Consider the following 26,064-nt stretch of genomic DNA (forward strand, 5'->3'; position numbering starts at 1 on the left):
GGTTGGATGACGCTTTGTAAAACTCATGTCCGTTGCCAAGCCGCCAGCCGCCCGTTACGCTAGGATTTGCACAGTTTCTCAATCGCTTCGGCCGCCATGTCTCTTGTCTTTCATTTTCTCAGTCTGATCGCTTTGGCGGCCGCAATCGGCTCGGGCACGCTGGATTCCATCCAGTCGGTGGCAACGTCGTCGGTGGCACTGGCAAGTCTGGGGGATTTGTGGATCGCCGTCAGTCCCGGAACACTGGTTGCGGCGGAAGATGCGGTCGAGCGTTATATTCATCCAGAAGCCTGGCAGCAGGGCGCATCCTTCCTGCTGGCGCAGCCGGCATGTGCGGTTTTTCTGGTCCTGGCCCTGATCCTGTGGATCATCGGCTATCGGCGCCCGAAGCCGTTCGGGCGTTTTGCTGCCTGAGGCGGCAGGCCGGCAGATTTTTTGCGCGATATTGCTGCTGATTAAAAAACGTGTGTCAGATTTTGACCAGTTGAAAAATTTTCCGTGAAATTTCGCTGCGGGCATGCAAGGATAAGTCGCCGCAAGCCCAAAGAAAGGCACCGGTGCCGCAGAATGTTCGCCAGATTTTTCGGCCGGACTTGCGGGGGGAACCAAAAAGTCAAATTTAAGAAAACAGGGCGCACGATGACGAAAACCCTTCTCACCCTTATTGCGACGGCCATGCTGTCGAGCACTGCTCTTGCTGCCGAGATCAAGCCGGCTCTGGTTTACGGCACGGGCGGCAAGTTCGACAAATCCTTCAATGAAGCTGCCTATGCCGGCGCTGAAATGTACAAGAAGGAAACCGGCACCGAATATCGCGATTTCGAACCGACCAGCGATACGCAGGGCGAGCAGGCGATCCGCAACTTCGCCAGCAAGGGTTTTAGTCCGGTCGTCGCCGTCTCCTTCGCCTGGACATCGGCCATGGAAAAGGTTGCCGCCGAATACCCTGACACCAAGTTCGTGATCGTCGATTCCGTCGTTGATCTGCCGAACGTTCGCTCGGTCGTTTATAACGAAGCCGAAGGCTCCTACCTCGTTGGCCTGCTGGCGGGCATGGCTTCCAAGACCGGCAAGGTCGGTTTCGTTGGCGGCATGGATATTCCGCTGATCCGCAAGTTCGGCTGCGGTTACGCCCAGGGCGCCAAGTCGGTGAAGTCCGACATGCAGGTCTTCCAGAACATGGTCGGCACGACCGGTGCCGCATGGAATGACCCGGTTCGCGCCGGCGAACTCACCAAGAACCAGATCGACCAGGGCGCCGACGTTGTCTACGCGGCAGCCGGTGCATCCGGTCTCGGCGTTCTGCAGACGGCTGCCGACAACAAGAAGCTGTCGATCGGCGTCGATTCGAACCAGAACCACGTTCATCCCGGCTCTGTCCTGACCTCGATGGTCAAGCGCGTCGATCTTGCCGTTTACAACGCCTACAAGGATCTGGCCGCCGACAAGTTCACGCCCGGCGTTCAGGCGAACGGCATCAAGGACGGTGGCGTCGTTTACGCGGTCGACGACAACAACAAGGCGCTGATCACGCCCGAAATGAAGGCTGCTGCCGACAAGGCGACTGCCGACATCATTGCCGGCACCGTCAAGGTGCACGACTACATGACGGACAACAAGTGCCCGCTCTAATCTGATTGATGGGGCGCATGGCGGAGACGTCATGCGCCCAAATCGTATCCCGAATTTGCCAAGAATTCGCAAGGAGAGGCTGCGTTTGACCCCGCACCCCGCGATCGAACTGGCGGGCATCGACAAGAGTTTCGGTGCTGTACACGCCAACAAGAATATCAACCTGACCGTCGCCAAGGGCTCGATCCACGGCATTATCGGCGAAAACGGGGCCGGCAAGTCGACCCTGATGTCGATCCTCTACGGTTTTTATCAGGCCGACCGCGGCGAGATCCGCATCGACGGCAAGCCGGTGACGATCCGCGACAGCCAGACGGCCATCTCTTCCGGCATTGGCATGGTGCATCAGCATTTCATGCTGGTGGAAAATTTCACCGTGCTGGAAAACGTCATGCTTGGCGCCGAAGGCGGTCAATTGCTGGCCAAGGGTGTTGCCGGTGCGCGCAAGGAATTGAAGCGTCTGGAGACCGAATACGGGCTCGACGTCGATCCTGATGCCGTCATCGAGGAACTGCCGGTCGGCAAGCAGCAGCGTGTCGAAATTCTGAAGGCGCTCTATCGTGGCGCCGAAATCCTCATTCTCGACGAGCCGACCGGCGTGTTGACGCCGGCCGAGGCCGATCACCTGTTCCGCATCCTCAAGGTGCTGCGCGACCAGGGCAAGACCATCCTGCTCATCACCCACAAGCTGCGCGAGATCATGGCGATCACCGACGAGGTATCGGTCATGCGTCGCGGTGAAATGGTCGCCACCCGCAAGACGGCGGAAACCACCGTCGAGGAACTGGCCGAGCTGATGGTAGGCCGTCGTGTTCTGCTGCGCGTCGAAAAGGGCGAAGCCCAGCCCGGCAAAGTGCTGCTGTCGGTGAAAAACCTGACGGTCAAGGACAGCCGCGGCGTCACCATGGTCGACGACGTGTCATTCGATGTCCGTGAGGGCGAAATTCTTGGGATCGCCGGTGTGGCAGGCAATGGCCAGTCGGAACTGCTGGAAGCGATTGCCGGCATCCGCAAGCCAACCTCCGGTGAAATCCTCATCGATGGCCAGCCGGTTGCCGGCCTCGATCCGGCCCGTCTGCGTCAGATCGGTCTCGCGCATATCCCGGAAGATCGCCACCATATGGGTCTCGTCCTCAAGTTCGAGGAATACGAGAACTCGGTGCTCGGTTATCACCGCGAGCCGCGTTACGGCCGTGGCGCGCTTCTCGATCTCGATGCCATCCGCAAGGATGCCGAGGAAAAGATCGCCAAATATGATATCCGCCCGCCGAACCCGCGGCTGAAGACCGCCAATTTTTCCGGTGGTAACCAGCAGAAGATCGTCGTTGCCCGTGAAATCGAGCGCGATCCTAAAATGCTGATCATCGGCCAGCCGACCCGTGGCGTCGATATCGGCGCCATCGAATTTATTCATCGCCGTATCGTCGAGATGCGCGATGCGCAAAAGGCCGTGCTGCTGGTATCGGTCGAACTCGACGAAATCAGGTCCCTGTCGGATCGCATCATCGTGATGTTCGCCGGCAAGGTGGTTGGTGAAAAGACGCCGGATGCCGGCGAGCAGGCGCTTGGCCTGATGATGGCCGGCATCGCGGCATGAGGAACCTATGAGTACAGCGTCCGTCCCGCTCCCAAACTGGATCACCTACGGCGTTCTGCCGCTGCTGAACCTGCTGCTCGCTTTTTTCATTTCCGGCCTTGTCGTCTGGTCGATCGGCGAAAACCCGTTTCAGGCGCTCAGGCTGCTGATCGAAGGTGCGCTTGGGCGTGGTGAAGCGATCGGCTTCACCCTGTTCTATACGACGAGCTTCATCTTCACCGGCCTGTCCGTCGCTGTCGCTTTCCATGCCGGTCTGTTCAACATCGGCTCGGAAGGTCAGGCCTATGTCGGCGGTCTTGGTGCTGCCCTCGTGGCGCTGGCGCTCGATCATTACGTGCCGTGGTATGTGACGATGCCGTTCGCGGTCATTGGCGCTGCCCTGTTCGGTGCCGGCTGGGCCTTCATTCCGGCATGGCTGCAGGCCAAACGCGGCAGCCACGTGGTCATCACCACCATCATGTTCAATTTCATTGCCGCTGCGCTGATGGTTTACCTGCTGGTCAACGTCTTCATCGTGCCGGGCAAGATGGCGCCGGAAACCCGCACCTTTCTCCCCGGCGGACAGTTGCCGAAGCTGGACTGGCTGATGGCCTTGTTCGGCATGAAGCTCGGTCCGGCACCTTTCAATGTTTCCTTCATCATCGCGCTGGTGATGTGTTTCCTCGTCTGGTTGCTGATCTGGCGCAGCAAGCTGGGATATGAGATGCGCACGCTCGGCATCTCGCCGTCGGCGGCCGTTTATGCTGGTATTCCCTATTCGCGCACGGTCATCATCGCCATGCTGATTTCGGGTGGTCTTGCCGGCATGATGGCGCTCAATCCGGTCATGGGGGCGTCTGCCCGCCTGCAGGTGGAGTTCGTGGCCGGTGCCGGTTTCGTCGGCATCGCCGTGTCACTGATGGGTCGCAGCCATCCGCTCGGCATCATCTTTTCGGCCCTGCTGTTCGGCATTCTCTATCAGGGCGGCGCCGATCTCTCATTTGAAATGCCCAATATCACCCGTGAAATGATTGTCGTCATTCAGGGTCTCGTCATCCTGTTTGCCGGCGCGCTCGAATATATGCTCCGCCCGGCCATGGTGCGGATCTACCAGCAGTTTGCGGGCCAGAAATCGGGGGGGAAGTGAACCCATGGATTATTTCGACATCTTTGTCAGCATCCTCGGATCCACCATTCGTCTGTCGATCCCGCTGATCTTTACCGCACTTGCCGGTCTGTTTTCAGAACGTGCAGGCATTTTCGATATCGGTCTTGAAGGCAAGATGCTGGCTGCCGCCTTCGCGGCCGCCTGTCTCGCCTATCTCAGCGGCAGTGCCTGGATTGGTCTGCTCGGTGGTATCGGCATTTCGATCGTCTTTTCGCTCATCCACGGTTTTGCCTCGATCACCAATCGTGGCAACCAGATCGTCTCCGGCGTGGCGCTGAATTTCATCGCCGCGGGTCTGACCATCGTGCTCGGCCAGGCATGGTTCAGTCAGGGCGGCCGTACGCCCGGCCTCACGGGCGACGCGCGTTTCGCGCCGATCATCCTGCCGGGCGTGGATTTCATGCGAGAAGTACCGGTTATCGGGCCGCTTTATGCCAACGTCATCTCCGGCAACAACATTCTCACCTATCTGGCATTTGCCGCGGTGCCCTTGTCCTGGTGGATCCTTTATCGCACCCGTTTCGGCCTGCGCCTTCGTGCTGTTGGTGAAAACCCGGCGGCTGTCGATACGGCCGGTATCTCCGTTGCATGGCTTCGCTACCGCGCACTTCTGGTCACCGGCGTTCTCGGCGGCTTTGCCGGCGCCTATCTGGCGATCGCCCAATCGGCAGCCTTCATCAACAACATGTCCGCCGGCAAGGGCTATATCGCGCTTGCCGCGCTGATTTTCGCCAAGTGGAAGCCGGTGCCGGTGATGTTTGCCTGCCTTCTGTTCGGTTTTCTCGATGCGGTTGCAAACTTCATGCAGGGCAAGTCTATCCCGATGATCGGCGAGGTGCCTGTGCAGATCTTTCAGGCGCTGCCCTATGTTCTCACCTGCATTCTGCTGGCCGGTTTCATCGGCATCGCCCATCCGCCCAAGGCCGGTGGCGTGCCTTATGTGAAGGAGCGTTGATATGGCGCATGATCTGTTCGAAGCCGCCCGCGAAGCCATGGGCCGCGCTTACGCGCCCTATTCGAAATTCCCCGTTGGTGCGGCCATCCGCACCGATGACGGAAAGATCTTTGTCGGCGCGAATATCGAGAATCTGTCCTTTCCCCAAGGCTGGTGTGCGGAGCCGACAGCAATCGGCGCGATGATCATGGGCGGCGGAAGCCGCATCAGCGAGATCGCCGTGATTGCCGAAAAGCTGGCGCTTTGCCCGCCCTGCGGTGGTTGCCGTCAGAAGATCGCCGAGTTTGCCGGTCCGGAGACCCGCGTCTATCTCTGCGACGAGCAGGGCGTGCAGAAGACCATGACGATGGAGGAGCTTCTGCCTTTCTCCTTCAAGACCGACATTCTCGGTTAAGCAGGAGCAGGGCATGACGGCAGTCATCGATCTTCTCGTTGAACGGCTTGATGGTCTCGTGCCACGGCACGCCATCGTGCTTGGTTCGGGGCTTGGCCCCATCGTCAACGAGGTCACCGATCCGGTTCGCATCCCTTATGCGGAGCTGGAAGGTTTCCCGAAGGGTGGCGTGAGCGGCCATGCGGGTGAACTTGTGGCCGGTTATCTCGGCCGCGAACCGGTCATCATGCTGTCCGGCCGCACCCATTATTACGAACACGGCGATGCCAACGCCATGCGTGCGCCGATCGAAATCCTTGCCGGTCTTGGCGTGCAGTCGCTGATCCTCACCAATTCGGCAGGCTCGGTGCGCGAGGACATGCCGCCCGGTTCGGTCATGCAGATCACCGACCACATCAACTATTCCGGCATGAACCCGCTGATCGGCGAGGCAAGCGATCGGCGTTTTGTCGGGCTGACCAATGCCTATGACGCGGAACTGGCAACGGCCATGCGCAACGCTGCGATCCGCAGCGGTGTGCAATTGTTTTCCGGTGTCTACATGTGGTTTTCCGGGCCGAGCTTTGAAACACCGGCGGAAATCCGTATGGCGCGTGTTCTGGGCGCGGATGCTGTCGGCATGTCGACGGTGCCGGAAGTCATTCTGGCCCGTTATTTCGGCCTCAAGGTTGCCGCTGCTTCGGTCGTTACCAATTTTGCGGCCGGCATGACCGGTGCCGAGCTCAGCCATGACGAAACCAAGGATATGGCCCCGATCGGCGGTGCAAGGCTGGCGACGATCCTGTCGGAGATGTTTCGCCAGCCGGATTGATGATCCGGATAGTTTATTGATTTCAAATGCTTGATCCGAGATTTCTGCTGCGTCGCCACGGCCGGGTTGCCAGTTGCTGATTGGATGGTAAATATGACGTCCAAGCAGATTTCCGCCCTCAAACTCCGGAGTTTTCCCATGGAGCTGATGAGCCCACGCGAGGCGGCGTCTTTTGCCCTTTCGCTTCTCGACCTGACCAACCTGCGTGACGATTGCGATAATGCCGCTATCGAAAACCTGTGCCTGCGCGCGCAAACGCCTTATGGCCATAGCGCTGCCATCTGCATCTGGCCGCGTTTCGTCGCCCATGCCCGTGGTATTCTGGGCGAGGGCCATGCCGTGCGCATCGCCACCGTGGTGAACTTTCCATCCGGCGATCTGCCGGTAACCGAAGTCGTCAAGGAAACCGAACAGGCCGTGGCCGATGGCGCGGATGAGATCGATCTGGTCATTCCGTATCGCGCTTTCATCGCTGGCGATGAAACGGCCGTCACCACCATGGTTTCTGCGGTACGCGCCGCCTCCCCGAATTCTTGCCTGAAGGTCATTATCGAAACCGGTGAGTTGAAGGATCGCGCGCTGATCCGACGCGCTTCGGAACTGGCCATCGAAGCCGGTGCGGATTTCATCAAGACATCGACCGGCAAGGTCGCCGTGAATGCCACGCTTGAGGCGGCCGACATCATGCTGCAGGTCATCCGTGATTCCAAAAAACGTGTCGGTTTCAAGCCGGCTGGCGGTGTCGGCACGGTTGCCGATGCCGATCTTTACCTGCGTTCTGCTGAAACCATCATGGGCGCGAACTGGATCATGCCATCCACTTTCCGCTTCGGCGCCTCCAGCCTGCTGGACGACATTCTGGCGGTCCTGTCCGGCAATAGCACTGCTCGCGCATCCGGTGGTTACTGATCAGCCATGATCCCGCAGGAAGTCATCCGCCGCAAACGGGATGGTGAGGCGCTGTCAGGCGACGAGATCGCCGCGTTCATCCGTGCCATGAGCGAGGAGCGTATCTCCGAAGGTCAGGTGGCTGCCTTCGCCATGGCGGTCTATTTCCGCGGCATGACGCGGGAAGAGACCATTGCGATGACCCTTGCCATGCGTGACAGCGGCGATGTGCTTTCCTGGCATGATATCACCCGCCCGATCGCCGACAAGCACTCGACCGGCGGCGTCGGCGACAATGTTTCGCTGATGCTGGCGCCCATCGTTGCTGCTTGCGGCCTGGCCGTGCCGATGATTTCCGGCCGTGGCCTTGGCCATACGGGCGGCACGCTCGACAAGCTGGAAGCGATCCCCGGCTACAACATCATGCCCGACGAAGCGCTGTTTCGCCGGACGGTGGATCAAGTCGGCTGCGCCATCATCGGCCAGACATCGGATCTGGCACCGGCCGACCGGCGCCTTTATGCCATTCGCGACGTCACCGCCACGGTCGAATCCGTTCCGCTGATCACCGCCTCGATCCTGTCGAAGAAGCTCGCGGCAGGTCTTCAGACGCTGGTGATGGACGTAAAGGTCGGCAACGGCGCCTTCATGAGCAACCTGGCAGATGCCGAAATTCTGGCACGCTCGCTGGTGGATGTTGCCAATGGCGCGGGCGTGAAAACGTTGGCGCTGATCACCGACATGAACCAGCCTCTCGCCGATGCTGCCGGAAACGCGCTGGAAATCGTCAACTGCATCGATTTTCTGGCGGGCGCCAAGGCTGGGTCACGGCTGGAAACGGTCGTGCTGGCCTTTGCGGCGGAAATGCTGGTCCAGGCCGGTGTTACAAAAAGCCTCTCCGAAGGTCTGCAAACTGCGCGATCTGCGCTTGCAAGCGGCAATGCTGCGGAAACCTTTGGCCGCATGGTACATGCGCTGGGCGGCCCGGTGGATTTTGTAGAGCAGCCGCGAAAATATCTCACTGCTGCACCTGTGACGGTCGCCGTGCCTGCTCCGCGTGACGGTTATCTCGCCGCCTGCGAAACGCGCGCCCTCGGTATGGCGGTTGTGGAACTGGGGGGAGGGCGCCGCCGTGCATCCGATGCCATCGATCACCGTGTCGGTCTCGATGGTTTTCTGCCCCTTGGCACCAAGGTCACAAAAGGTGAACCGATCGCGGTCGTGCATGCCGCGACTGAAGATGAGGCCGCGCGTGTTGTCGCCGATGTAACGCGGCTCTTTACCATCACCGATGACGCGCCAGCCATAACACCGCCAGTGCTCACCCGGATCGACTGATCACTGCACCAGCGTCAGGCTGCCATTCTGGACCTGATAGGATCGGAGCTTGGTCAGAAAACTCATGCCGACCAGCGTGCCGCTCAATGCCTTGTCGCGCAATACCATTGCTTCCACGTTTCGCACGCGAACCGTGCCGATCTCGACGCGATCGATCATGATGCGCGCCGCCTCGGTCATGCCGTTGGCGGTGCTTGCCTTGTAGCGAAAATCGAGTCCGTTTGCCGTGAAGCCGAGCTGGCGCGCAGTGCTTTCATTGACAGCGATTGTCGAGGCACCGGTATCGACAAGCCCTTCGATGGATTTGCCGTTCATCTGGAAGTTACCGAGAAAATGACCGCGTCCATCCGCCTTCAGGTTGACGCGACCCTGAGGCAGTGCGGCTTTCTGAACCTTGGGCTGTGTGACCTTTTGCTCGGCTGGCGTGCTCGGAGATTGCTGCGACGGACTGAAAAAACGCGGAACCTGCGTTGCAGCCACAATGGCGACGGAAGCGAAAATGGCGGTGCGCAGCAGCATGTTTATCTCTGGAGCGATTAAATCCAGTCGTCACCATAGCGCGGAAAACAATAAAAAAGCGGCCCCCGAAAAGATCCGGAAGCCGCCAATCTTGGAATGCGGTTAAGAAACGCTGACCGCTTATTTGGTGCCGTACATACGGTCGCCGGCATCGCCGAGACCCGGTACGATATAGCCCTTTTCATTGAGATGGCTGTCGATCGATGCCGTGTAGATCTTCACGTCCGGATGCGCTTCCTGAAAGTTCCTGATGCCTTCAGGTGCGGCCAGTAGGCAGAGGAAGCGGATGTTCGTGGCACCGCGTTCCTTGAGTTTCTGGATCGCGGCAATTGCCGAATTGCCGGTGGCCAGCATCGGATCAACGACGATCATCAGACGTTCGTCCAGACCATCAGGCGCCTTGAAATAATACTCGACCGGCTGCAGCGTGTCGTGGTCGCGATAAAGACCGATATGTGAGACGCGCGCCGAGGGAACGAGTTCGAGCATGCCTTCGAGCAGGCCATTGCCGGCGCGCAGGATCGAAACGAAGACCAGTTTCTTGCCTTCGACGATCGGCGCCTGCATCTCTGTGATCGGCGTCTCGATGGTCTCGAGCGTCAGTTCCAGATCGCGGGTGACCTCGTAACACAGAAGCATGGAAATTTCGCGCAGCAACCGGCGGAAACCGGCCGTTGAAGTGTCCTTCTTGCGCATGATGGTGAGCTTGTGCTGGACGAGCGGATGGTCAATGACGGAGACGCCGTTCATGGGAATGCCTTCCGGGGATGTTGGTGTTTGCCCCTTTTGTCATGGACGGCGCGTGAATCCAAGCGTTCAGGCGTCTTTCACAGCTGCTTTCGCACCGCTTTGCACATATGCGTCGAAACGATCCAGCAGCACCTTGCGCGTATCGTCATCAATGAACGCGGCTTCCAGCGCAGTGCGCGTCATCACGTCGATATCCTCGCGTTCAAAACCCATTTCATCGGCGGCAATCCGGTATTCCCTGGCCAGCGACGTTGCGAAGAATGGCGGGTCGTCGGAGTTGAGGCACACTCGTACGCCGGCTTCTTTCAGGCGACGCAGAGGATGCGCCTGGAAATCGGGATAGATGTTAAGGGCGATATTCGATCCGGGGCAGACTTCCAGCACGATACCGGTTTCCGCCAATCGTTCCACCAGTGCCGCATCCTCGATGGCGCGAACCCCATGGCCGATCCGCGACGGCTTGATGATATCGAGCGCATCGGTAACGCTGAAGGCGCCGCAGACCTCGCCGGCATGGATGGTCAACCCAAATCCGGCATCACGGGCGATATCGAAGGCGCGGGCATAATCCGCGACCCGGCCCATTCGTTCCTCGCCTGCCATGTTGAAGCCGGTCACCAACGGGTTCTTGGCGCGCGCCGCATATTCGGCAGCGCCGATCACCCGGTCGACACCAAAATGGCGCTCACCGGTGACGATGATGCGCGCTTCAATACCCGTCTTTTCCTTCGCGGCAAAAATACCGTCGCAGATGCCGGCGAGATAGGCGTCGGCACCAAGACCGATGCGATCGCCGTGATCCGGTGAAACGATCAGCTCGCTATAGATGGTGTTGTGAGCGGCGAGTTCCGTCAGGTAGGTTTCCGTCAAAAGCGCGTAGTCGGCTTTGGTGCGGAAAAGCGAGGCAACGGCATCATAGCAGACGATGAACTCGGAAAAATCCGACCAGACATAGGATCCATCGCGCAGGATCTTGCTGACGTCGATCCCGTATTTCTGCGCCTGCCGCAGCGCCAGTTCAGGCGGCGTCGCACCTTCGATGTGGCAATGGATTTCGGCTTTCAGCATGCGTGCAGTGTCAATTGGCATTACAAGAAGCTCCGTCCGTGTTTTCCGGCTGCAATGCCCAGATGGGCAGCAATCGTTTCGCCGATATCGGCATAGGTGCTGCGGATACCGATATCGCGGGCACGGATGCCGGGGCCGAGCGCCATGACCGGCACCCGCTCGCGGGTGTGGTCTGTGCCGCGCCATGTCGGGTCGCAGCCGTGGTCGGCAGTCATGATCAGAAGATCACCCGGCTTCATTTTGGCGTGGACTTCCGGCAGGCGACGGTCGAACTCCTCCAAAGCCGCTGCATAACCGGCAACGTCACGGCGGTGCCCGTAAAGCATGTCGAAATCGACGAAATTGGTGAAGACGAGATCGCCGTCTTTCGCCTGATCGATCGCTTCCAGCGTCCTGTCCATCAGCGCCGTATTGCCATTGGCCTTGATCACCTGGCTCACGCCGCGATGCGCAAAGATGTCGCCGATCTTGCCAACGGCCAGAACCTTTCGTTCAGCGGCGATCAGGCGATCGAGCAATGTATCCTCCGGTGGCGGCACTGAAAAATCACGGCGATTGCCGGTACGCTCGAATGTCGATGGTGTTTCGCCAACGAATGGCCTTGCGATGACGCGGCCGATATTGAGCGGATCGACCAGCTTGCGCACGATCCTGCTCAGGTCCAGCAGCCGTTCCAGTCCAAAGTATTTTTCGTGCGCGGCGATCTGAAACACGGAATCGGTAGAGGTGTAGAAGATCGGTTTTCCAGAGCGGATATGCTCTTCGCCATGCTTCTGGATGATGTCGGTACCCGATGCATGGCAGTTGCCGAGAATGCCCGACAGCTTTGCCTCTTCGCAGAGCGCCTCGATCAGGTCTTCCGGAAAGGCATCGCCTTCGCCCGGAAAATAACCCCAGTCGAATTTGACAGGTGTGCCGGCAATTTCCCAGTGGCCAGATGGTGTGTCCTTGCCGCGTGACACTTCGTTGGCGGCACCATGCAGGCCAAAAACACGTTCGGGCACCGCCATGCCGGCCGGAAATTCGCCACTGGCTGCTTTGGCGATATGCAGCAGCCCGAGTGACGACATGTTGGGAAGTTTCAGCGGGCCTTCTCTCAGGCCGGCCCGATCGCCGGCTCCGGTCGCACAAAACTGCGCTATATGGCCGAGCGTATTGGAACCGTCGTCATTGTATTTTGCGGCATCCCTTGCGCCGCCAACGCCAAAGGAATCCAGAACGAAAAGGAAAGCACGCGCCAATCGATCCTCCGGCAGTTGTAGCGCCGGGTGCCTTCTTCGGCTGCCCGGTATGATCGTCGCTACATACAGCCTGACATGCAGGTTGGCAAAGGCGTGGGTGCGTGCCTTTAGCTTCAGTCCAGAATCAGCAATCGCTGCAGGTGATCTTGTCGCCTGTTCTCTGCTGGTAGAAAATCTCGCGGTTCATCGAGATTGCCCGGTTTTCTGGCGAGAAGGAGGTCGGCAGGAAAAGCATCAGCGGGTATGATGCCACCAACTCGGTTCGCACCAGAAAAGTTTCGGCAATCCGCATTTCCTTCGGCACGGTAACAGCAGAGCCGACTGCATAAGGTGCAGTTCCTGTCCGCTGCCACGACCATAAAGTCTTGGCATTGCCACTGGTGTCGATCTGCACGCCGGTGATCCTGATGTTCAGCGGATTTTTTGCGGTCGTGCTCAGACCATCGACGTCGTAGGGCGCGAAAATGCTTTTTGCGGCATTGGTCATCGTGGCGAGAAACGCCTTGTTGACGCTAGACTGCTGCGCCACCAGATCGCCCACCGTGCCAGTCGCTCTTGTCGCGCGCTTGGCGAAGCTGAAGCCGATCGTCAGTTCGAAGCAGCTGAAATAGGCGGCGAGCAAAATTGGTGCGAGAATGGCAAATTCGACACCACCGACCCCACGTCGGTCATTAAGATAGGCCCGAAAGCCAAGAAAAATGCCGCGCGAGTGATCTTCCGGCCTCTTTGAAGCAGAAAGCTTGGCGTCGTCACGTTCAACTGCTTCCGGCAAGGCGTCGCTCACGGGTAATCCTCGTTCTGGAATGTTGCAGTGGCGACAATCAGAAAGTCGCCGGTGCCGTCGGAAGATCGCACACTTGTCAGCATCGGGCGGACCAGATCGGTCAGAACAGGCCAGCGATAATAGGCACGCAGCATGTTGATGCTCTTGGCGCCACCAGGCGAATATCCAAAATCGGTAGTCTTCAGGTCTGCATATTGCGCAGAGGACTGCCGCGGTACCGCCGTAGGAATATCGGCAAAACTGCTGAATGATCGAAGATCAAGATAAAGCCGCTTCGGGGTAGCAATCTCTTCCGCTGAGCAGGACACCATGATCGAAATCTCGTCGCAAAATGCAGTTCGAAACGTTGTTTTGAAAACGGGATCGTTGGCGGTAGCGGATTTGATTTCGCCAGTCCTGACCTTTCTCGCCATCACCTCCACGCCATTTGAGATAACCTGCTCACCGATGAAGGCGATAAAGGTTTCCAGAATGGCGAAGACTATAAGGAAATAGGGGATGGCCAGAATTGCGAATTCGATCGCGGCGGCACCGTCTTGCGACCGTGCAAAACGACGCAACACCGGTCTTCTCGATTGGGCCTTGTCAGGACCTGGTTTTTCAGCGTTACGATCTGTGCACATGTCCATACGCAAAACATCATTCGGATGCGCGTGATGGTAAGGTTCTTGTGTTGAGATTTGGTTGCGGGTTTATGCACAGTTTAAACAATGTGTGCCGGCCTGAATCGCCACTGCAATTGACGCATTAGAGGACCGCGCGACCCGCAAAAATTGATAGCGCCAAAATGAGACATTCTAAAACCCGAATGTCCTATCTATCTTCTTTTGATCAGGGCTGGGCGCTATCCGCCTTGAGGTCTGCATGTTGTTCGCAATTGGGCGTGCACGAAAGAATAGAACGCTCTGTCTGGCGGAACACACGAACCGTGTTTCCCTCATCGATGGATACAAGAATACGTTCGTCGGCGATTGCATTGCCTTCCTTGTCGAGCAGGACAAGATTGGTGGTGCCGTAGCTGTGACCTGTCAGCACGATTGTCATTGGATCGGCGACGGTGGCGTCGGCTACTTTTGAATTTCCGACAATCACTTTAGCCACCGGCCTGTCGAGTTTCAGCACGCGGGCATGATTCATATGGACGCGCAAAAGGTCGCCTTCGTCGTCGGCGTGAACAATGGCTGTCGAAGACAGGGACAAGGCAATGGATAAAATAAGGGTAGTGATGTGCGACATGTTCCAAACCGCCTTTACGCGTGCGAGTTGGCGCAAGCATGATCCGGAATGGTGAATGGCCGGTTAATCCAGTGCCATATGAGGAACTATAGTATCACCGGATGCTTTATACAGGTGATTTTGACCCTGCTGCACTTACATGCAGTATTTCTGAAATAAAGGCTTTGATCGAAGACGCTGATTTTGAACAAATATAGAATGTCATAAATCGTGTGGTTGTTTCTGCTTTTTATTTGCCTGTTGTTTACCAAGCCGTTGGCATTCAAGAATTAATTCTCTGGTAACCGATTTCGTTAAGCGGATTGAAATCGGCATTCGCTAGGTTCTGCTCATCCGAACAGCGGACAACAGTTGTCGGTAGTGCTGAAGAACAACGTAGAATTTAGGAGAGAAGAATGTCGAAGATTTTTGCTCGTTTCATGAAGGACGAATCTGGTGCGACCGCCATCGAGTATGGCCTGATCGCAGCCCTGATTTCCGTCGCCCTGATCGCCGGCGCAACCACCCTCGGTGGCGTTCTGAACAACACGTTTGTCAACATCTCGACCAAGATGAACACAGCGTCCGGCACCTACAAGTAAGCCGTCGGCTTACACCTTTCAGGTGACATTGCCGCGGAGCCGCCTTATCGGGGCGGCTCCGTGCGTTTTAAGGATGCTGTTTGAATACCGGCATTCCGAGCTGATTTAGGAGGTTGCATGGCAGGCATAGCTGTTTCGTACCTGGTCCTCTGTATTCTGCCCGCCGGCTTGGCTCTTGCCGCGATCAGCGATCTTACGAGAATGACTATACCCAATGCTATTCCAGCGGTGATTCTGCTGTCATTTTTTATTTTTGCGCCGCTTGTCGGCCTCGAGTTGTCGGATATCGGCATGGGGATTGTCGCCGGTATTGTGGTGTTTGTAGTCTGCTTCTCGCTTTTTGCCGCCAATGTTATGGGCGGCGGCGATGCCAAATTGCTCACCGCCGTGGCATGTTGGTATGGCTTCAATCAACAGCTTTTGGTTTTTCTTGTTGCAACCGCTTTCCTTGGCGGCATCCTTACGATTGCCATCTTGATGATTCGCGCGCATTCGAACACCGTTCTGGCCATGGGGGTCGCGCTTCCACAGTCCTTGACGACGGCCAGCAAGATTCCTTACGGTATTGCGATCGCGGTAGCTGGTTTCATGACCTGCGAGTATGCACCTATCGTTGCAATGGCGATGCGCGCAGCCGGTTAACTTCAGTTTTACTTCGGAAACCGGACGTTAACCGAAATTGTAAGTCCCTTATTAACCATAATTATACCATTGGCGGCCATTCTCCCGAAAGACTTAAGTAGTCCTTCAGGAAGCCGCCATGAAACCCGCCCGTATAATCATCCTCACAGTTGCCGTTGTCGCGGCCGGATTGGCCGGCCTGCTGGCTATGCAAATGGGCGGTAGCACCGTTCAGGAAATCGTCCGCCAGGCGCCGACTGTCAACGTGCTCGTTTCGGCCGCCAATCTTCCGGTGGGCAGCAGGCTCAATGATGAAGCGCTGCGGTGGGTTGGATGGCCGGAGAGCGGTATCGTCCAGGGGCTGATTACGGATCGCGAACGTCCTCAAGCCATCAGTGAGCTGAACGGCGCCGTCGTTCGCCTGCCTTTGTTCGAAGGCGAACCGGTTCGCCCGGAAAAGGTGGCTGACTCCTCAAGCCGCATCATGTCCTCGCTCCTTCCCGCCGGCAAGCGTGCAGTCGCAACAGAAATCTCGGTCGCGACTGGCGCTGGTGGTTTCGTGCTTCCAAATGACCGGGTCGACGTGATCATGGTGCGCAAGGGGGACGACGGCACTTTCCGCACCGAGGACATCCTCAGCAATATCCGCGTTCTGGCCATCGACCAGCAGATTCAGGAAAATGAAGATGGTTCCAAGGCTGTGATCGGCACGACCGCGACGCTGGAACTCACGCCTGATCAAACCAAGGTCATTATCGTTGCCCAGCAGATGGCCAGCCGGCTGTCCCTTGTTCTGCGCTCTGTTGCCGATGCCCAGGAGCCGGACACGACTGTTCCGGATTATCTTCTCGCCGGTGGCGACAAGAGCCAGGTTCAGATCATCAAATCCGGACAGATCGTGACAGGTGCGCAGGCGGTACAACAATGAACAGGAACGCTCAGGTGGTTAGCTTCAAGAACAAACTCCGCACATCGGCTGCTGCGGGCCTGTCATTCTGCATCGCTTTTTCAGGTTTTCCGATCGGCGACGGCTTTCTGGACTTGGGCCCCGTTGCGGTTCAGGCCGCACAGGAAAGCATTGTTCGCATCAGCGAGGCCGGTACAGGCGTCCGCCGCCGTCTAAAGATTGGTCTCAACAAGGCCATCGTCGTGGATCTGCCGAGTGATGCCCATGACATCCTGGTTGCCGATCCGTCGATCGCCGACGCGGTTACCCGTACGTCGCGCCGCATCTATCTTTTTGGCAAAACCGTCGGCCAGACCAACATTTTCATCTTCGGCCCGAAAGGGGAGGAGGTCGTAAGCCTTGATCTGGAGATCGAACGCGATATCGCCGGTCTCGAACAGAACCTGCGCCGGTTCCTGCCGGATTCCAACATCAAGGTCGAGATCATCTCGGACAACATCGTCCTGAGCGGCAACGTTCGCACACCACAGGATTCGGCCAAGGCGGAACAGCTGGCCAAGATCTTCCTCAAGGGCGGCGAGGCCACGAGTCGCAAAGACGTGTCGGGCGATGAGGGCCGGCAGACGTCGCAGATTCAGAACATGATCGCTGTCGAAGGCGAAGATCAGGTGATGTTGAAGATCACCGTTGCCGAAATCCGACGTGAAGTAGTGAAGCAGCTCGGTTTTGACAATGCCTTCGCGCGTAGTGCTTCTGCATCCGGTTCAAACTTAAATGTTCTTCAAGCAATAACTGACGTAGGAGGGATTGAGGCGACCGCCGGCGGCAATATCGGCAAGTTCAGTATAGGGATGGTTCTGAGTGCGCTGGAGCAAGCAAACGCTATCAGAACCTTGGCAGAGCCAACACTTACGGCGATTTCGGGGCAGTCTGCTACGTTTAATTCCGGAGGTGAAATTCTTTATAGCACCGTAGGCCCCGATGGTGTCACGACGGTAACGCCTTACAAATACGGCATTGGACTTGCCTTCACGCCGACCGTCTTGTCATCCGGCCGTATCAGTTTGCGTATTCAGACCAGTGTTTCCGAGCCGCTGGAAGGCACGACAGGCGGAGCGGAATATCGCAAGCGCGACGCCGAAACGGTTGTTGAATTGCCATCGGGTGGATCCATGACGCTTGCCGGCCTGATCCGAGATGATTCCCAGCAAACTATGAGCGGTACGCCGGGTGCGTCCAAGATCCCGCTGCTGGGCGCCGCTTTTCGCAAAAAGACGTCGGACCGCAGAGAAACCGAACTGGTCATCATCGCGACGCCCTATCTGGTTCGTCCGGTTGCCCGCAACGATCTTTCCCGTCCGGATGACAACTTCAATCCGGCAAGCGATGCGGCAAGCGTTTTCCTCGGCCACGTGAACAAGATTTACGGCCGGCGTGAGAGTGCCGCGCCGAGTGAGCCGTATCACGGCAATGTCGGGTTTATCTACAAATGACGGCGAACCTCTTCACATCCATCATCCCGGCAGGCAGCCGACAAGAAAGATGCCGATCCATGACCAAGGCCAGAACACTCGCCCCCACAGCTTTCGCAGGCCGTCTTCCTGTCGTTGCCGCCGTGATCGGCCTGGCGGCGCTCGTCTCCGGCTGCGCCGACCGTGTTGTCACGGGGTCGATCCCGGATGATTACCGCACGCGGCATCCGATTGTTGTCGCCGAAGGTCAGAAGTCCATCGACATTCCCGTTGCCATGGGCGACCAGGGGCTGACGCGCGGACAAAGCGAAGTCATCGCCGGTTTCATTGATGAGTATCGGCGAGCCTCCACCGGCATCATCCAGATTCAGACGCCCAGAGGCTCGATCAATGACGGTGCGGCCGCATCGGCAGTCGGCGACGTCCGACGCCTGATGGTGCGCTTGGGTGTGCCGAAAAACAAGATATTGCATGTGACGTTTGCGGCAGGTCCTGGGGAACCTGCACCACTTCGGCTGACGTTTAACGCGGTCACGGCACAGACCAGTCCCTGCGGGGAGTGGCCAGCGGACATGACGCTGAACACGACCCAGAACGACAATTACTATAATTTTGGTTGCGCCAGCCAGCGCAACCTCGCCGCTCAGATCGCCAATCCGCATGATCTTCTCGGTCCGCGTCGCATGACGCCGCCGGACGCAGAACAGCGGGGCAAGGTCATGGAAAATTACCGCGGCGCTTACACGAAGCTTAGGGACATGGACAACTGATGAGGACGAGCGTCACGAGGGAGACCAAATCATGATCGGGTCCGTGGAATATCGCGTCAATCCTTCTTCCTCGCAGGCGGAAGACGACATCACGCGCGAATCTGAGCTGGAAAACATGCGGCCGCTGCCGCGCATTTCCGTACATGTCTTTTGTGAAAGCGATGGCCTGCACCGTGTCATGGAGCGCCTTGCCAATGACCGTCGCATGGCGAAGGTCAACCTGCGCATCACCAGTGGCAGCGTTGATGCAGCCGCGCAGATGTTTTCCTCCACCTCGACGCCCAACCTGATCATTCTGGAAACCCAGGCCGAGCCGCGCAACCTGCTGGCGGAACTGGCTCCGCTGGCTCAGGTCTGCGATCCGTCGACCCGTGTCATCCTGATCGGACGTTATAATGACATCGGCCTTTACCGGGATCTGATCCGCAACGGCATTTCCGAATACATGGTCGCGCCGGTCTCCATGGCGGATCTGCTCAGTGCCGTTTCGACGATCTTCGTCGATCCCGACGCTGAACCGCTGGGCAAATCGGTTGCCTTCATCGGTGCCAAGGGTGGGTCCGGCTCTTCGACCATTGCCCATAACTGCGCTTTCGGCATTTCGTCGCTTTTTTCGACCGAAACGATCCTCGCTGACCTCGATCTCGCTTATGGCACAGCCAATATCGACTTCGATCAGGACCCGGCCCAGGGTATTGCCGAGGCCGTGTTCGCGCCTGAGCGGCTGGACGAAGTGTTTCTCGATCGCCTGTTGACGAAATGCTCGCAGCACCTGTCGCTGCTGTCTGCCCCGTCTTTGCTTGATCGCGCCTATGATTTTGATGGCGGCGCCTTCCGCCCGATCATGGAAGTTCTGCAGCGCACGGCTCCCGTGGCCGTTCTCGACGTGCCGCATGCATGGTCTGAATGGACACGCTCGGTGCTTGCCGAAGTCGATGAGGTCGTCATCACGGCCGTGCCGGATCTCGCCAATCTGCGCAACACCAAGAACTTGCTGGATGCGCTGAAAAAGTTGCGGCCCAACGACCGTCCTCCGCATCTCGTCCTCAATCAGGTGGGCATGGTCAAGCGTCCGGAAATCGCGCCGGCGGATTTCGTGGAGCCGCTGGAAATGCAGCCGATCGCCATCATCCCGTTCGATGCCCAGCTGTTCGGCAATGCCGCCAATAGTGGTCGCATGATCGCGGAGGTCGATCCGAAATCGGCGGCAGCGGAAACCTTTTCGCAGATCTCGCACATCGTCACCGGACGGGCGGCAGTAAAACGCGCCAAGAAGGCCGGCCTCGGCAATGTGCTTGGCCGCTTCCGTCGCGGTTGATCTGTAACACGTCGTAAAGACTGGATCGTAGAATGTTTGGAAAACGCGGAAACGAAGGATTTGGCAAGGCGGGCATCAGCCCGCCTCCGGTTGCGCCGCCGCCAGTGCCGGAGCCGGCAGCCGTGCGCCCCAGCGTTCCCGAAGTTCTGGCCGAAGCCCCGTCTCCGACGATGACACGTCAGGCGAATACACCGCCACCGGCGGCTGCCCGCAAGCGGCCTACCCGGACAGAGGGCTATTACGACACCAAGAGCCAGGTCTTTTCCGCTCTTATCGATACGATCGACCTGTCGCAGCTGGCCAAGCTCGATGGTGAAAGCGCGCGCGAAGAAATCCGCGACATCGTCAACGACATCATCACCATCAAGAATTTCGCGATGTCGATCTCCGAGCAGGAAGAACTGCTCGAGGATATCTGCAACGACGTTCTCGGTTACGGCCCGCTCGAACCGCTTCTGGCACGAGACGACATTGCCGACATTATGGTCAACGGTTCCGGCCAGACTTTTATCGAAGTCGGCGGCAAGACGATCGAATCCGAGATCCGTTTCCGCGACAACCAGCAGCTTCTATCGATCTGCCAGCGTATCGTCAGCCAGGTCGGCCGTCGTGTCGATGAAAGTTCGCCAATCTGCGACGCCCGTCTGCCGGATGGTTCGCGTGTCAACGTCATCGCTCCGCCGCTCGCAATCGACGGTCCTGCGCTCACCATCCGTAAGTTCAAGAAGGACAAGCTCAAGCTCGATCAGCTGGTGAAATTCGGTTCGATCAGCCCGGAAGGCGCCACCGTCCTGCAGATCATCGGACGCGTCCGCTGCAATGTCGTCATTTCCGGCGGTACCGGCTCGGGCAAGACCACGCTTCTGAACTGCCTGACCGGCTTTATCGATACCGACGAACGCGTCATCACCTGCGAGGATACGGCTGAACTTCAGCTGCAGCAGCCGCATGTGGTGCGCCTCGAAACGCGCCCGCCAAATATCGAAGGCGAAGGCGAGGTCACGATGCGTGACCTCGTCAAGAACTGCCTGCGTATGCGCCCCGAACGCATCATCGTCGGTGAAGTGCGCGGACCGGAGGTTTTTGACCTTCTGCAGGCGATGAACACTGGTCACGATGGTTCGATGGGCACGATCCACGCCAACACCCCGCGCGAATGCCTCAGCCGTATGGAATCGATGATCGCCATGGGTGGTTTCACTCTGCCGGCCAAGACCGTGCGCGAAATCATTGCCGGCTCCATCGACGTGATTGTTCAGGCAGCGCGTCTGCGCGACGGTTCGCGCCGCATCACCCACATCACCGAAGTCATCGGCATGGAAGGTGATGTCATCATCACCCAGGATCTGATGCGCTACGAGATCGAAGGCGAAGATGCCAATGGTCGACTGGTCGGCCGGCATAAGTCGACCGGTATCGTCAAACCGCATTTCTGGGATCGTGCCCGCTATTTCAACGAGGATCGTCGTCTGGCAGCAGCGCTGGACGAGATGGAAAAGAAGTCGGCTTGATATGTTCGGTCTGGACCCCATTACGCTTGGTGTAATTCTTCTTGCTTCCATATCGGCAGGCGCCGTGGCTTACGGCGTTCTTTTCGGCCGTCTCGAAACAGAGAAAAAAACGGAAAGCCGTTTCAATCGCGTCAAGTCGGCTGAAACGGATATGGGCCGTGCCAAAGCCGCGCGCGATCGCGTGCAGGAAATGTCCAAGCGCCGCAAATCGGTGCAGGATTCGCTGAAAGAGCTGGAAAAGAAGCAACAGGAAGACTCCCGCCAGAAGGCCGACAAGAGCGTCAAGGGCAGGCTGGCGCAGTCGGGCGTGTCGCTCAGCCTTGGCGCGTTCTACATGATCAGCGTCGGCCTGGGGCTGTTCCTGACGCTGGCTCTCTTCGTTTTCGGCCTGCCTATCTATGCCGCACTCGGTGGTGGTTTCGTCGCCGGCGTCGGCCTGCCGCGCTGGGTGATAGGCTTCATTGTCAAACGCCGCCAGAACAAGTTCCTCGAAGAATTTCCCAATGCGCTCGATGTCATGGTTCGCTCCATCAAGTCGGGTCTACCACTCAATGATGCGATGCGACTGATCGCCAGCGATGGCCAGGAGCCAGTGAAGGGTGAGTTTCGCCGTGTCATCGAATCGCAGCAGGTGGGCTTGAGCATTCCCGAGGCCTGTACCCGCATGACGCAGACCATGCCGCTGTCCGAAGTCAACTTCTTCGCCATCGTTATCGCGCTGCAGAGCCAGGCCGGCGGCAATCTTTCCGAAGCCATCGGCAATCTGTCCAAAGTGCTGCGCGAACGTCGCAAGATGAAGGCCAAGGTCAGTGCCCTGTCGATGGAAGCAAAGGCATCCGCCGTCATCATCGGCGCATTGCCTTTTATCGTTGCAACGCTCGTTTCTCTTACATCACCGGCTTACATGGCGATCCTGTTCACCGATCCACGTGGCCATCTGATCATGCTCGGTTCCGGCATCTGGATGTCGATCGGCATTTTCGTCATGCGCAACATGATCAACTTCGACATATAGGGACGCGGTAATGGAACTTGCTAAAACCCTGACCGACCCGATGACCCTGATCGCGTTGCTGGTCGCCGTGGCGGTGTTTGCAACCTTCTATTCTCTCGCCGCACCCTATCTGGAGGGCGACAATCTCAACAAGCGCATGAAGGCGGTGTCGACGGAGCGGGAAATGATCCGCGCCCGGGAGCGCTCGCGCATGGCAAACGAGCAGTCGCGCGGCAGTCTGAGGTCGCAAAGCAATCAGCCGGTGCAGCAGATCGTTGAGCGTTTCAACCTTCGCAAGGCGCTGGTGGACGAAAATACCGTCAATCGTCTGCGCGCTGCAGGTCTGCGCACGCAAAACGCTCTGAACATGTTTTTGCTGGCGCGCTTCCTGCTGCCATTCGTATTTCTGGCACTTGCTGTGGTCTACATTTTCGTGCTCGGCAATATGGCGGATTACATCTTTCAGGCCAGGCTGGTAACAGCTCTGTTCGTCGGCGCCATCGGTTTCTACGTTCCCAACATCTACATCAAGAACAGGATCGGCAAGCGGCAGCACTCGATCAAGCGCGCCTGGCCCGATGCGCTCGACCTGATGCTGATCTGCGTGGAGTCCGGTATCTCCATCGAAGCGGCGATGCGTCGTGTTTCCGAGGAAATGGCAACCCAGTCGCCGGAACTGGCAGAGGAAATGGTTCTGACCACCGCGGAACTCTCCTTTCTGCCGGATCGTCGCGTGGCACTCGAAAACCTCGGCATCCGCACCCAGCTCGATATCGTCAAGGCCGTCACCACGGCGCTGATCCAAGCAGAACGTTACGGCACGCCGTTGTCGCAGGCATTGCGTGTTCTGGCGCAGGAAGGTCGTGATGAGCGCATGAACGCTGCCGAAAAGAAGGCAGCGGCTCTGCCGCCGAAACTGACCGTACCGATGATCCTGTTCTTCCTGCCCGTACTGATCGCCGTCATTCTCGGCCCGGCCATGATGCAGGTCTCCGACCGCTTCTGACGGTTGTGGCGAAAGCCTCGATCAAAGCGCTTAGAACGAAAAACGCCGGCCCGTGTGATGACGGAGCCGGCGTTTTTTGTCTTCAAGCAGAAAGGGAAGAGGGGAGGGGATCAGTTCGTCCGCAGCTTCGGCTTGCCATCCTTGTCGGCAAGCTTCGCCCAGGAATTTTGCTGCGAAAGCATGGAGCGCAGATAGGCGACATTGGCGTCCGCCTGGCTTTGCGAAAGCTCCTTGCGGGCAATGTCTTCGGCCTCGGAAAAACGGCCCTGAAGGCCAACCACCAGTGACAGGTTTTGCCGCACGCGGCTATCGGCAGTCGGCTGGCCGGAAGCGTCGCGCAGATAGCTTTCCGCCTTTTTCAGATCGCCGGACAGCACATAGGACATGCCGATATTGGAAACCACGCTCGGTTCGTTCGGCTGTGTGGCAAGTGCCTGCTGATATTTTGCCCGTGCTTCTTCCGAGCGGCCCAGCTGATCCAGTACCGCACCTTCGGCGGAGTAAAGACGCCAGTCGGGGCGGTCGGGCGTCTGGGCGCGGGCAAGCGTGCTGAGCGCCTGTTCCAGCTGGCCGGCGGCTGCCTGCGCCTTGCCGTAGGCGGCGAGTACGTCGCGGTCGGATGGGTGCGCGATGACAACCTGCTGCATCACCGCCAGAGACTGGGTGTTCTTGCCGGTCATGCGCAGGATATTGGCGTAGTTCAGGCCGGTATTGCGGTCCTTCGGGGTCTTTTCATACGCCGCGCCGATACGCTGTTCGGCGCTCGCCAGCTGCGTTGCATTCATGCCGTCGAAGGATTCGGAGCGCGCCGTGCTCTGGCTGGAGATCGAACCCGTTGTCAGACGATCCGCGTTGCGACCGGTGCTGTTGCAGCCGGCAACGGACAGCATGACGAGAACCAGCGCGGCCGTGTGGGCAAGGCGGCGCTTGTGGTCGGAAACGAAAAGGCAAGCAGGCATGGCGATGATCTCTCGACGAACCGGCGCCCCTGCGACTGAAAGGGTTACAAACATGGGTGGCGCAATCTTGCCTCAAGCAATAATCTGTTAACCCTAACAGACCGTTAAACTTCATTCGAAGGCTGCCATGTCCCCCTATCAATTTGTCGATCGCCCCTCTCCCTTCACCGCAAAATCCGCCACGTCCCGCCCCGTTTATGCGGTCACACCGGCTGATTTGGACACCGGCGTGCTACCGGCAGACGTGAGCGGGTGGGCAAAGGCGGCGGGGTTCAAGGCCGAATCAGGCGCATTGCTTCTGGTGCCCGGCGCATCGGGCGAATTGGCCTCGGCGCTGTTCGGCCTTGGCAGCGAGCCTGCCGATGCACCGTTTGCCGCCGGCAAGCTTGGCCGCTCGTTGCCGGCGGGGCAGTGGCACATCGAATCGACCGCTCTTACGGCAGAAAAGCTCGCCCTTGGCTTCGGCCTTGGAACTTACGCGTTCACGCGCTATCTGAAGGACAAGCCGCAGGAGGCAAAGCTTGTAGTTTCGGAGGATGCCGATGCGGCGGATCTCGACCGCCAGCTTGCCGCAGTCTTCCTTGCTCGCGACCTTATCAACACGCCGACCAACGACATGGGGCCGGAAAATCTGGAAGCGGCCTTCCGCGCGCTCGCAAAACATTATGGTGCCGAAGTCTCGTCCATTATCGGTGAAGATTTGCTCACCCAAAACTTTCCGCTGATCCACACCGTCGGTCGCGCCAGCGCGCAGGCGCCGCGTCTGCTGGACATGCGCTGGGGCCGCAAGGGTGCCAAAACCATCACGCTGGTCGGCAAGGGCGTCTGCTTCGATACGGGTGGCCTCGATATCAAGCCGGCCGCTTCCATGCTGCTGATGAAGAAGGATATGGGCGGTGCGGCCAATGTTCTGGCGCTGGCGCTGATGATCATGGATGCCGGCCTCGACGTCGATCTGCGCGTGCTGGTGCCGGCGGTCGAAAATTCGATCTCCGCCAACGCTTTCCGCCCGAGCGATATCTATCGCAGCCGCAAGGGTATCACCGTGCAGATCGACAATACCGATGCCGAAGGGCGTCTGGTTCTGGCCGATGCGCTGGCCTATGCCGATGAGGATGCTCCCGACCTGATGATCGACATGGCGACGCTGACGGGGGCGGCCCGTGTGGCGCTCGGCCCTGATCTGCCGCCGTTCTTCACCGATGATGAAGCGTTGGCTTCTGCACTCTATGCTGCAAGCGATAAGGCCGATGACCCGATGTGGCGCCTGCCGCTCTTCAAGGGCTACGAGAAGGATATCCGCTCGCGCGCCGCCGAAATCACCAATGCGCCGGGTGGCGGCATGGCGGGTGCCATCACCGCCGCGCTCTTCCTCAAGCATTTTGTCTCCAATGCCAAAAGCTGGGTGCATTTCGATATCTACGGCTGGTGCCCGGCTGAGCGTCCGCATGCGCCGATTGGCGGTGAGGCACAGGCCATTCGCGCCTTGTACACGCACATTCGTGAAATCGCCGCAAAGGCCTGATCGAGGAGGATTGGCGATAAACCATATGAACGGGCGCGCT

At 58.4% G+C, this 26,064-nt stretch carries 27 protein-coding genes; 19 read left to right on the forward strand and 8 right to left on the reverse strand.

All coding sequences use genetic code 11. From position 1 onward, the window contains the following. Positions 1–96 precede the first annotated feature (96 nt). From AAIH70_RS17395 to deoA, 9 genes are all read left to right on the forward strand, one after another. Positions 97–414 carry a hypothetical protein gene (locus tag AAIH70_RS17395; RefSeq protein ID WP_132276192.1) on the forward strand — a complete coding sequence of 106 codons (318 nt, stop codon included), beginning with the start codon at positions 97–99 and terminating at the stop codon, positions 412–414. Between the two features lie 225 nt (positions 415–639). Then, positions 640–1,632, forward strand: a complete 993-nt coding sequence (locus tag AAIH70_RS17400; protein ID WP_132276194.1) for a BMP family lipoprotein — start codon at positions 640–642, stop codon at positions 1,630–1,632. Positions 1,633–1,717: 85 nt separating this feature from the next. Next, positions 1,718–3,229, forward strand: a complete 1,512-nt coding sequence (locus AAIH70_RS17405; protein WP_165932055.1) for an ABC transporter ATP-binding protein — start codon at positions 1,718–1,720, stop codon at positions 3,227–3,229. Positions 3,230–3,236: 7 nt separating this feature from the next. Next, on the forward strand, positions 3,237–4,355 hold the full coding sequence (locus tag AAIH70_RS17410) for an ABC transporter permease (protein WP_132276198.1): 1,119 nt from the start codon (positions 3,237–3,239) through the stop codon (positions 4,353–4,355). A 4-nt stretch (positions 4,356–4,359) separates the two neighbouring features. Next, on the forward strand, positions 4,360–5,331 hold the full coding sequence (locus tag AAIH70_RS17415) for an ABC transporter permease (protein ID WP_132276200.1): 972 nt from the start codon (positions 4,360–4,362) through the stop codon (positions 5,329–5,331). Position 5,332: 1 nt separating this feature from the next. Next, complete coding sequence (locus AAIH70_RS17420; protein WP_132276202.1) at positions 5,333–5,725, forward strand: cytidine deaminase; 393 nt, start codon at positions 5,333–5,335, stop codon at positions 5,723–5,725. A 13-nt stretch (positions 5,726–5,738) separates the two neighbouring features. Next, the gene (locus AAIH70_RS17425; protein WP_132276204.1) at positions 5,739–6,536 is read left to right on the forward strand and encodes a purine-nucleoside phosphorylase; all 798 of its coding nucleotides are present in this window, start codon (positions 5,739–5,741) and stop codon (positions 6,534–6,536) included. Positions 6,537–6,674: 138 nt separating this feature from the next. Further along, the gene (gene deoC, locus AAIH70_RS17430; RefSeq protein WP_430035132.1) at positions 6,675–7,445 is read left to right on the forward strand and encodes a deoxyribose-phosphate aldolase; all 771 of its coding nucleotides are present in this window, start codon (positions 6,675–6,677) and stop codon (positions 7,443–7,445) included. A 6-nt stretch (positions 7,446–7,451) separates the two neighbouring features. Next, entirely contained in the window at positions 7,452–8,762 is a 1,311-nt protein-coding gene (gene deoA / locus AAIH70_RS17435) for a thymidine phosphorylase (RefSeq protein ID WP_132276208.1), read from the forward strand. On the opposite strand, the gene AAIH70_RS17440 is transcribed toward deoA, so the two are convergent. The 7 genes from AAIH70_RS17440 to AAIH70_RS17470 all read right to left on the reverse strand — a co-directional run bounded on the left by AAIH70_RS17440 (position 8,763) and on the right by AAIH70_RS17470 (position 14,360). After that, a complete protein-coding gene (locus AAIH70_RS17440; RefSeq protein WP_430035001.1) occupies positions 8,763–9,281 on the reverse strand; it encodes a TIGR02281 family clan AA aspartic protease in 519 nt (172 codons plus the stop codon). Between the two features lie 120 nt (positions 9,282–9,401). Beyond that, a complete protein-coding gene (gene upp / locus AAIH70_RS17445; protein WP_132276212.1) occupies positions 9,402–10,031 on the reverse strand; it encodes a uracil phosphoribosyltransferase in 630 nt (209 codons plus the stop codon). A gap of 66 nt (positions 10,032–10,097) precedes the next feature. Beyond that, the gene (locus AAIH70_RS17450) at positions 10,098–11,120 is read right to left on the reverse strand and encodes an adenosine deaminase (RefSeq protein WP_132276214.1); all 1,023 of its coding nucleotides are present in this window, start codon (positions 11,118–11,120) and stop codon (positions 10,098–10,100) included. Beyond that, on the reverse strand, positions 11,120–12,340 hold the full coding sequence (locus AAIH70_RS17455; protein WP_132276216.1) for a phosphopentomutase: 1,221 nt from the start codon (positions 12,338–12,340) through the stop codon (positions 11,120–11,122). Before AAIH70_RS17455 ends, AAIH70_RS17450 begins: the two co-directional genes overlap by 1 nt. Before the next feature lie 124 nt (positions 12,341–12,464). Continuing rightward, positions 12,465–13,124 (reverse strand): TadE/TadG family type IV pilus assembly protein, encoded by a 660-nt coding sequence (locus AAIH70_RS17460; protein ID WP_430035003.1) that lies wholly within the window; start codon positions 13,122–13,124, stop codon positions 12,465–12,467. Then, a complete protein-coding gene (locus AAIH70_RS17465) occupies positions 13,121–13,747 on the reverse strand; it encodes a TadE/TadG family type IV pilus assembly protein (RefSeq protein WP_132276817.1) in 627 nt (208 codons plus the stop codon). The genes AAIH70_RS17460 and AAIH70_RS17465 overlap by 4 nt, the downstream gene beginning before the upstream one ends. Before the next feature lie 208 nt (positions 13,748–13,955). After that, positions 13,956–14,360 (reverse strand): pilus assembly protein N-terminal domain-containing protein, encoded by a 405-nt coding sequence (locus tag AAIH70_RS17470; RefSeq protein ID WP_132276218.1) that lies wholly within the window; start codon positions 14,358–14,360, stop codon positions 13,956–13,958. Positions 14,361–14,755: 395 nt separating this feature from the next. Here AAIH70_RS17470 and AAIH70_RS17475 point away from each other — a divergent pair, with 395 nt between their 5' ends. The 9 genes from AAIH70_RS17475 (at position 14,756) to AAIH70_RS17515 (ending at position 23,540) form a co-directional block, all read left to right on the forward strand. Next, positions 14,756–14,941, forward strand: a complete 186-nt coding sequence (locus AAIH70_RS17475; protein ID WP_132276220.1) for a Flp family type IVb pilin — start codon at positions 14,756–14,758, stop codon at positions 14,939–14,941. 117 nt (positions 14,942–15,058) lie between these two features. Then, positions 15,059–15,583 carry an A24 family peptidase gene (locus tag AAIH70_RS17480; RefSeq protein ID WP_132276222.1) on the forward strand — a complete coding sequence of 175 codons (525 nt, stop codon included), beginning with the start codon at positions 15,059–15,061 and terminating at the stop codon, positions 15,581–15,583. A gap of 118 nt (positions 15,584–15,701) precedes the next feature. Continuing rightward, the gene (gene cpaB, locus AAIH70_RS17485; RefSeq protein WP_132276224.1) at positions 15,702–16,490 is read left to right on the forward strand and encodes a Flp pilus assembly protein CpaB; all 789 of its coding nucleotides are present in this window, start codon (positions 15,702–15,704) and stop codon (positions 16,488–16,490) included. Beyond that, complete coding sequence (locus AAIH70_RS17490; RefSeq protein ID WP_132276226.1) at positions 16,487–17,962, forward strand: type II and III secretion system protein family protein; 1,476 nt, start codon at positions 16,487–16,489, stop codon at positions 17,960–17,962. The genes cpaB and AAIH70_RS17490 overlap by 4 nt, the downstream gene beginning before the upstream one ends. Positions 17,963–18,021: 59 nt before the next feature. Continuing rightward, complete coding sequence (locus AAIH70_RS17495; RefSeq protein WP_132276228.1) at positions 18,022–18,711, forward strand: CpaD family pilus assembly protein; 690 nt, start codon at positions 18,022–18,024, stop codon at positions 18,709–18,711. 31 nt (positions 18,712–18,742) lie between these two features. Beyond that, positions 18,743–20,029, forward strand: coding sequence for an AAA family ATPase (locus tag AAIH70_RS17500; RefSeq protein WP_430035008.1), 1,287 nt, complete (start codon positions 18,743–18,745; stop codon positions 20,027–20,029). A gap of 32 nt (positions 20,030–20,061) precedes the next feature. Next, positions 20,062–21,540, forward strand: a complete 1,479-nt coding sequence (locus AAIH70_RS17505; RefSeq protein ID WP_132276230.1) for a CpaF family protein — start codon at positions 20,062–20,064, stop codon at positions 21,538–21,540. Position 21,541: 1 nt separating this feature from the next. Then, positions 21,542–22,555, forward strand: coding sequence for a type II secretion system F family protein (locus AAIH70_RS17510; protein ID WP_132276232.1), 1,014 nt, complete (start codon positions 21,542–21,544; stop codon positions 22,553–22,555). A gap of 10 nt (positions 22,556–22,565) precedes the next feature. Then, the gene (locus AAIH70_RS17515; protein WP_132276234.1) at positions 22,566–23,540 is read left to right on the forward strand and encodes a type II secretion system F family protein; all 975 of its coding nucleotides are present in this window, start codon (positions 22,566–22,568) and stop codon (positions 23,538–23,540) included. Between the two features lie 110 nt (positions 23,541–23,650). Here AAIH70_RS17515 and AAIH70_RS17520 read toward each other — a convergent pair whose 3' ends face one another. Next, positions 23,651–24,499 carry a tetratricopeptide repeat protein gene (locus AAIH70_RS17520; RefSeq protein ID WP_132276236.1) on the reverse strand — a complete coding sequence of 283 codons (849 nt, stop codon included), beginning with the start codon at positions 24,497–24,499 and terminating at the stop codon, positions 23,651–23,653. Positions 24,500–24,626: 127 nt separating this feature from the next. Between AAIH70_RS17520 and AAIH70_RS17525 the strand changes: the two genes are divergently transcribed. Continuing rightward, the gene (locus tag AAIH70_RS17525; protein ID WP_132276238.1) at positions 24,627–26,024 is read left to right on the forward strand and encodes a leucyl aminopeptidase family protein; all 1,398 of its coding nucleotides are present in this window, start codon (positions 24,627–24,629) and stop codon (positions 26,022–26,024) included. Positions 26,025–26,064 lie beyond the last annotated feature (40 nt).

It is taken from the genome of Neorhizobium sp. BT27B, from assembly GCF_050455485.1.
Taxonomy (GTDB): Bacteria; Pseudomonadota; Alphaproteobacteria; order Rhizobiales; family Rhizobiaceae; genus Neorhizobium.

Coding starts and splice junctions, on each gene's coding strand:
- AAIH70_RS17395 (WP_132276192.1), top strand. CDS start 97: ATGTCTCTTGTCTTTCATTTTCTCAGTCTGATCGCTTTGGCGGCCGCA.
- AAIH70_RS17400 (WP_132276194.1), top strand. CDS start 640: ATGACGAAAACCCTTCTCACCCTTATTGCGACGGCCATGCTGTCGAGC.
- AAIH70_RS17410 (WP_132276198.1), top strand. CDS start 3,237: ATGAGTACAGCGTCCGTCCCGCTCCCAAACTGGATCACCTACGGCGTT.
- AAIH70_RS17415 (WP_132276200.1), top strand. CDS start 4,360: ATGGATTATTTCGACATCTTTGTCAGCATCCTCGGATCCACCATTCGT.
- AAIH70_RS17420 (WP_132276202.1), top strand. CDS start 5,333: ATGGCGCATGATCTGTTCGAAGCCGCCCGCGAAGCCATGGGCCGCGCT.
- AAIH70_RS17425 (WP_132276204.1), top strand. CDS start 5,739: ATGACGGCAGTCATCGATCTTCTCGTTGAACGGCTTGATGGTCTCGTG.
- deoC (WP_430035132.1), top strand. CDS start 6,675: ATGGAGCTGATGAGCCCACGCGAGGCGGCGTCTTTTGCCCTTTCGCTT.
- deoA (WP_132276208.1), top strand. CDS start 7,452: ATGATCCCGCAGGAAGTCATCCGCCGCAAACGGGATGGTGAGGCGCTG.
- AAIH70_RS17440 (WP_430035001.1), bottom strand. CDS start 9,281: ATGCTGCTGCGCACCGCCATTTTCGCTTCCGTCGCCATTGTGGCTGCA.
- upp (WP_132276212.1), bottom strand. CDS start 10,031: ATGAACGGCGTCTCCGTCATTGACCATCCGCTCGTCCAGCACAAGCTC.
- AAIH70_RS17450 (WP_132276214.1), bottom strand. CDS start 11,120: ATGCCAATTGACACTGCACGCATGCTGAAAGCCGAAATCCATTGCCAC.
- AAIH70_RS17465 (WP_132276817.1), bottom strand. CDS start 13,747: ATGTGCACAGATCGTAACGCTGAAAAACCAGGTCCTGACAAGGCCCAA.
- AAIH70_RS17470 (WP_132276218.1), bottom strand. CDS start 14,360: ATGTCGCACATCACTACCCTTATTTTATCCATTGCCTTGTCCCTGTCT.
- AAIH70_RS17475 (WP_132276220.1), top strand. CDS start 14,756: ATGTCGAAGATTTTTGCTCGTTTCATGAAGGACGAATCTGGTGCGACC.
- AAIH70_RS17480 (WP_132276222.1), top strand. CDS start 15,059: ATGGCAGGCATAGCTGTTTCGTACCTGGTCCTCTGTATTCTGCCCGCC.
- cpaB (WP_132276224.1), top strand. CDS start 15,702: ATGAAACCCGCCCGTATAATCATCCTCACAGTTGCCGTTGTCGCGGCC.
- AAIH70_RS17490 (WP_132276226.1), top strand. CDS start 16,487: ATGAACAGGAACGCTCAGGTGGTTAGCTTCAAGAACAAACTCCGCACA.
- AAIH70_RS17495 (WP_132276228.1), top strand. CDS start 18,022: ATGACCAAGGCCAGAACACTCGCCCCCACAGCTTTCGCAGGCCGTCTT.
- AAIH70_RS17500 (WP_430035008.1), top strand. CDS start 18,743: ATGATCGGGTCCGTGGAATATCGCGTCAATCCTTCTTCCTCGCAGGCG.
- AAIH70_RS17505 (WP_132276230.1), top strand. CDS start 20,062: ATGTTTGGAAAACGCGGAAACGAAGGATTTGGCAAGGCGGGCATCAGC.
- AAIH70_RS17510 (WP_132276232.1), top strand. CDS start 21,542: ATGTTCGGTCTGGACCCCATTACGCTTGGTGTAATTCTTCTTGCTTCC.
- AAIH70_RS17515 (WP_132276234.1), top strand. CDS start 22,566: ATGGAACTTGCTAAAACCCTGACCGACCCGATGACCCTGATCGCGTTG.
- AAIH70_RS17520 (WP_132276236.1), bottom strand. CDS start 24,499: ATGCCTGCTTGCCTTTTCGTTTCCGACCACAAGCGCCGCCTTGCCCAC.
- AAIH70_RS17525 (WP_132276238.1), top strand. CDS start 24,627: ATGTCCCCCTATCAATTTGTCGATCGCCCCTCTCCCTTCACCGCAAAA.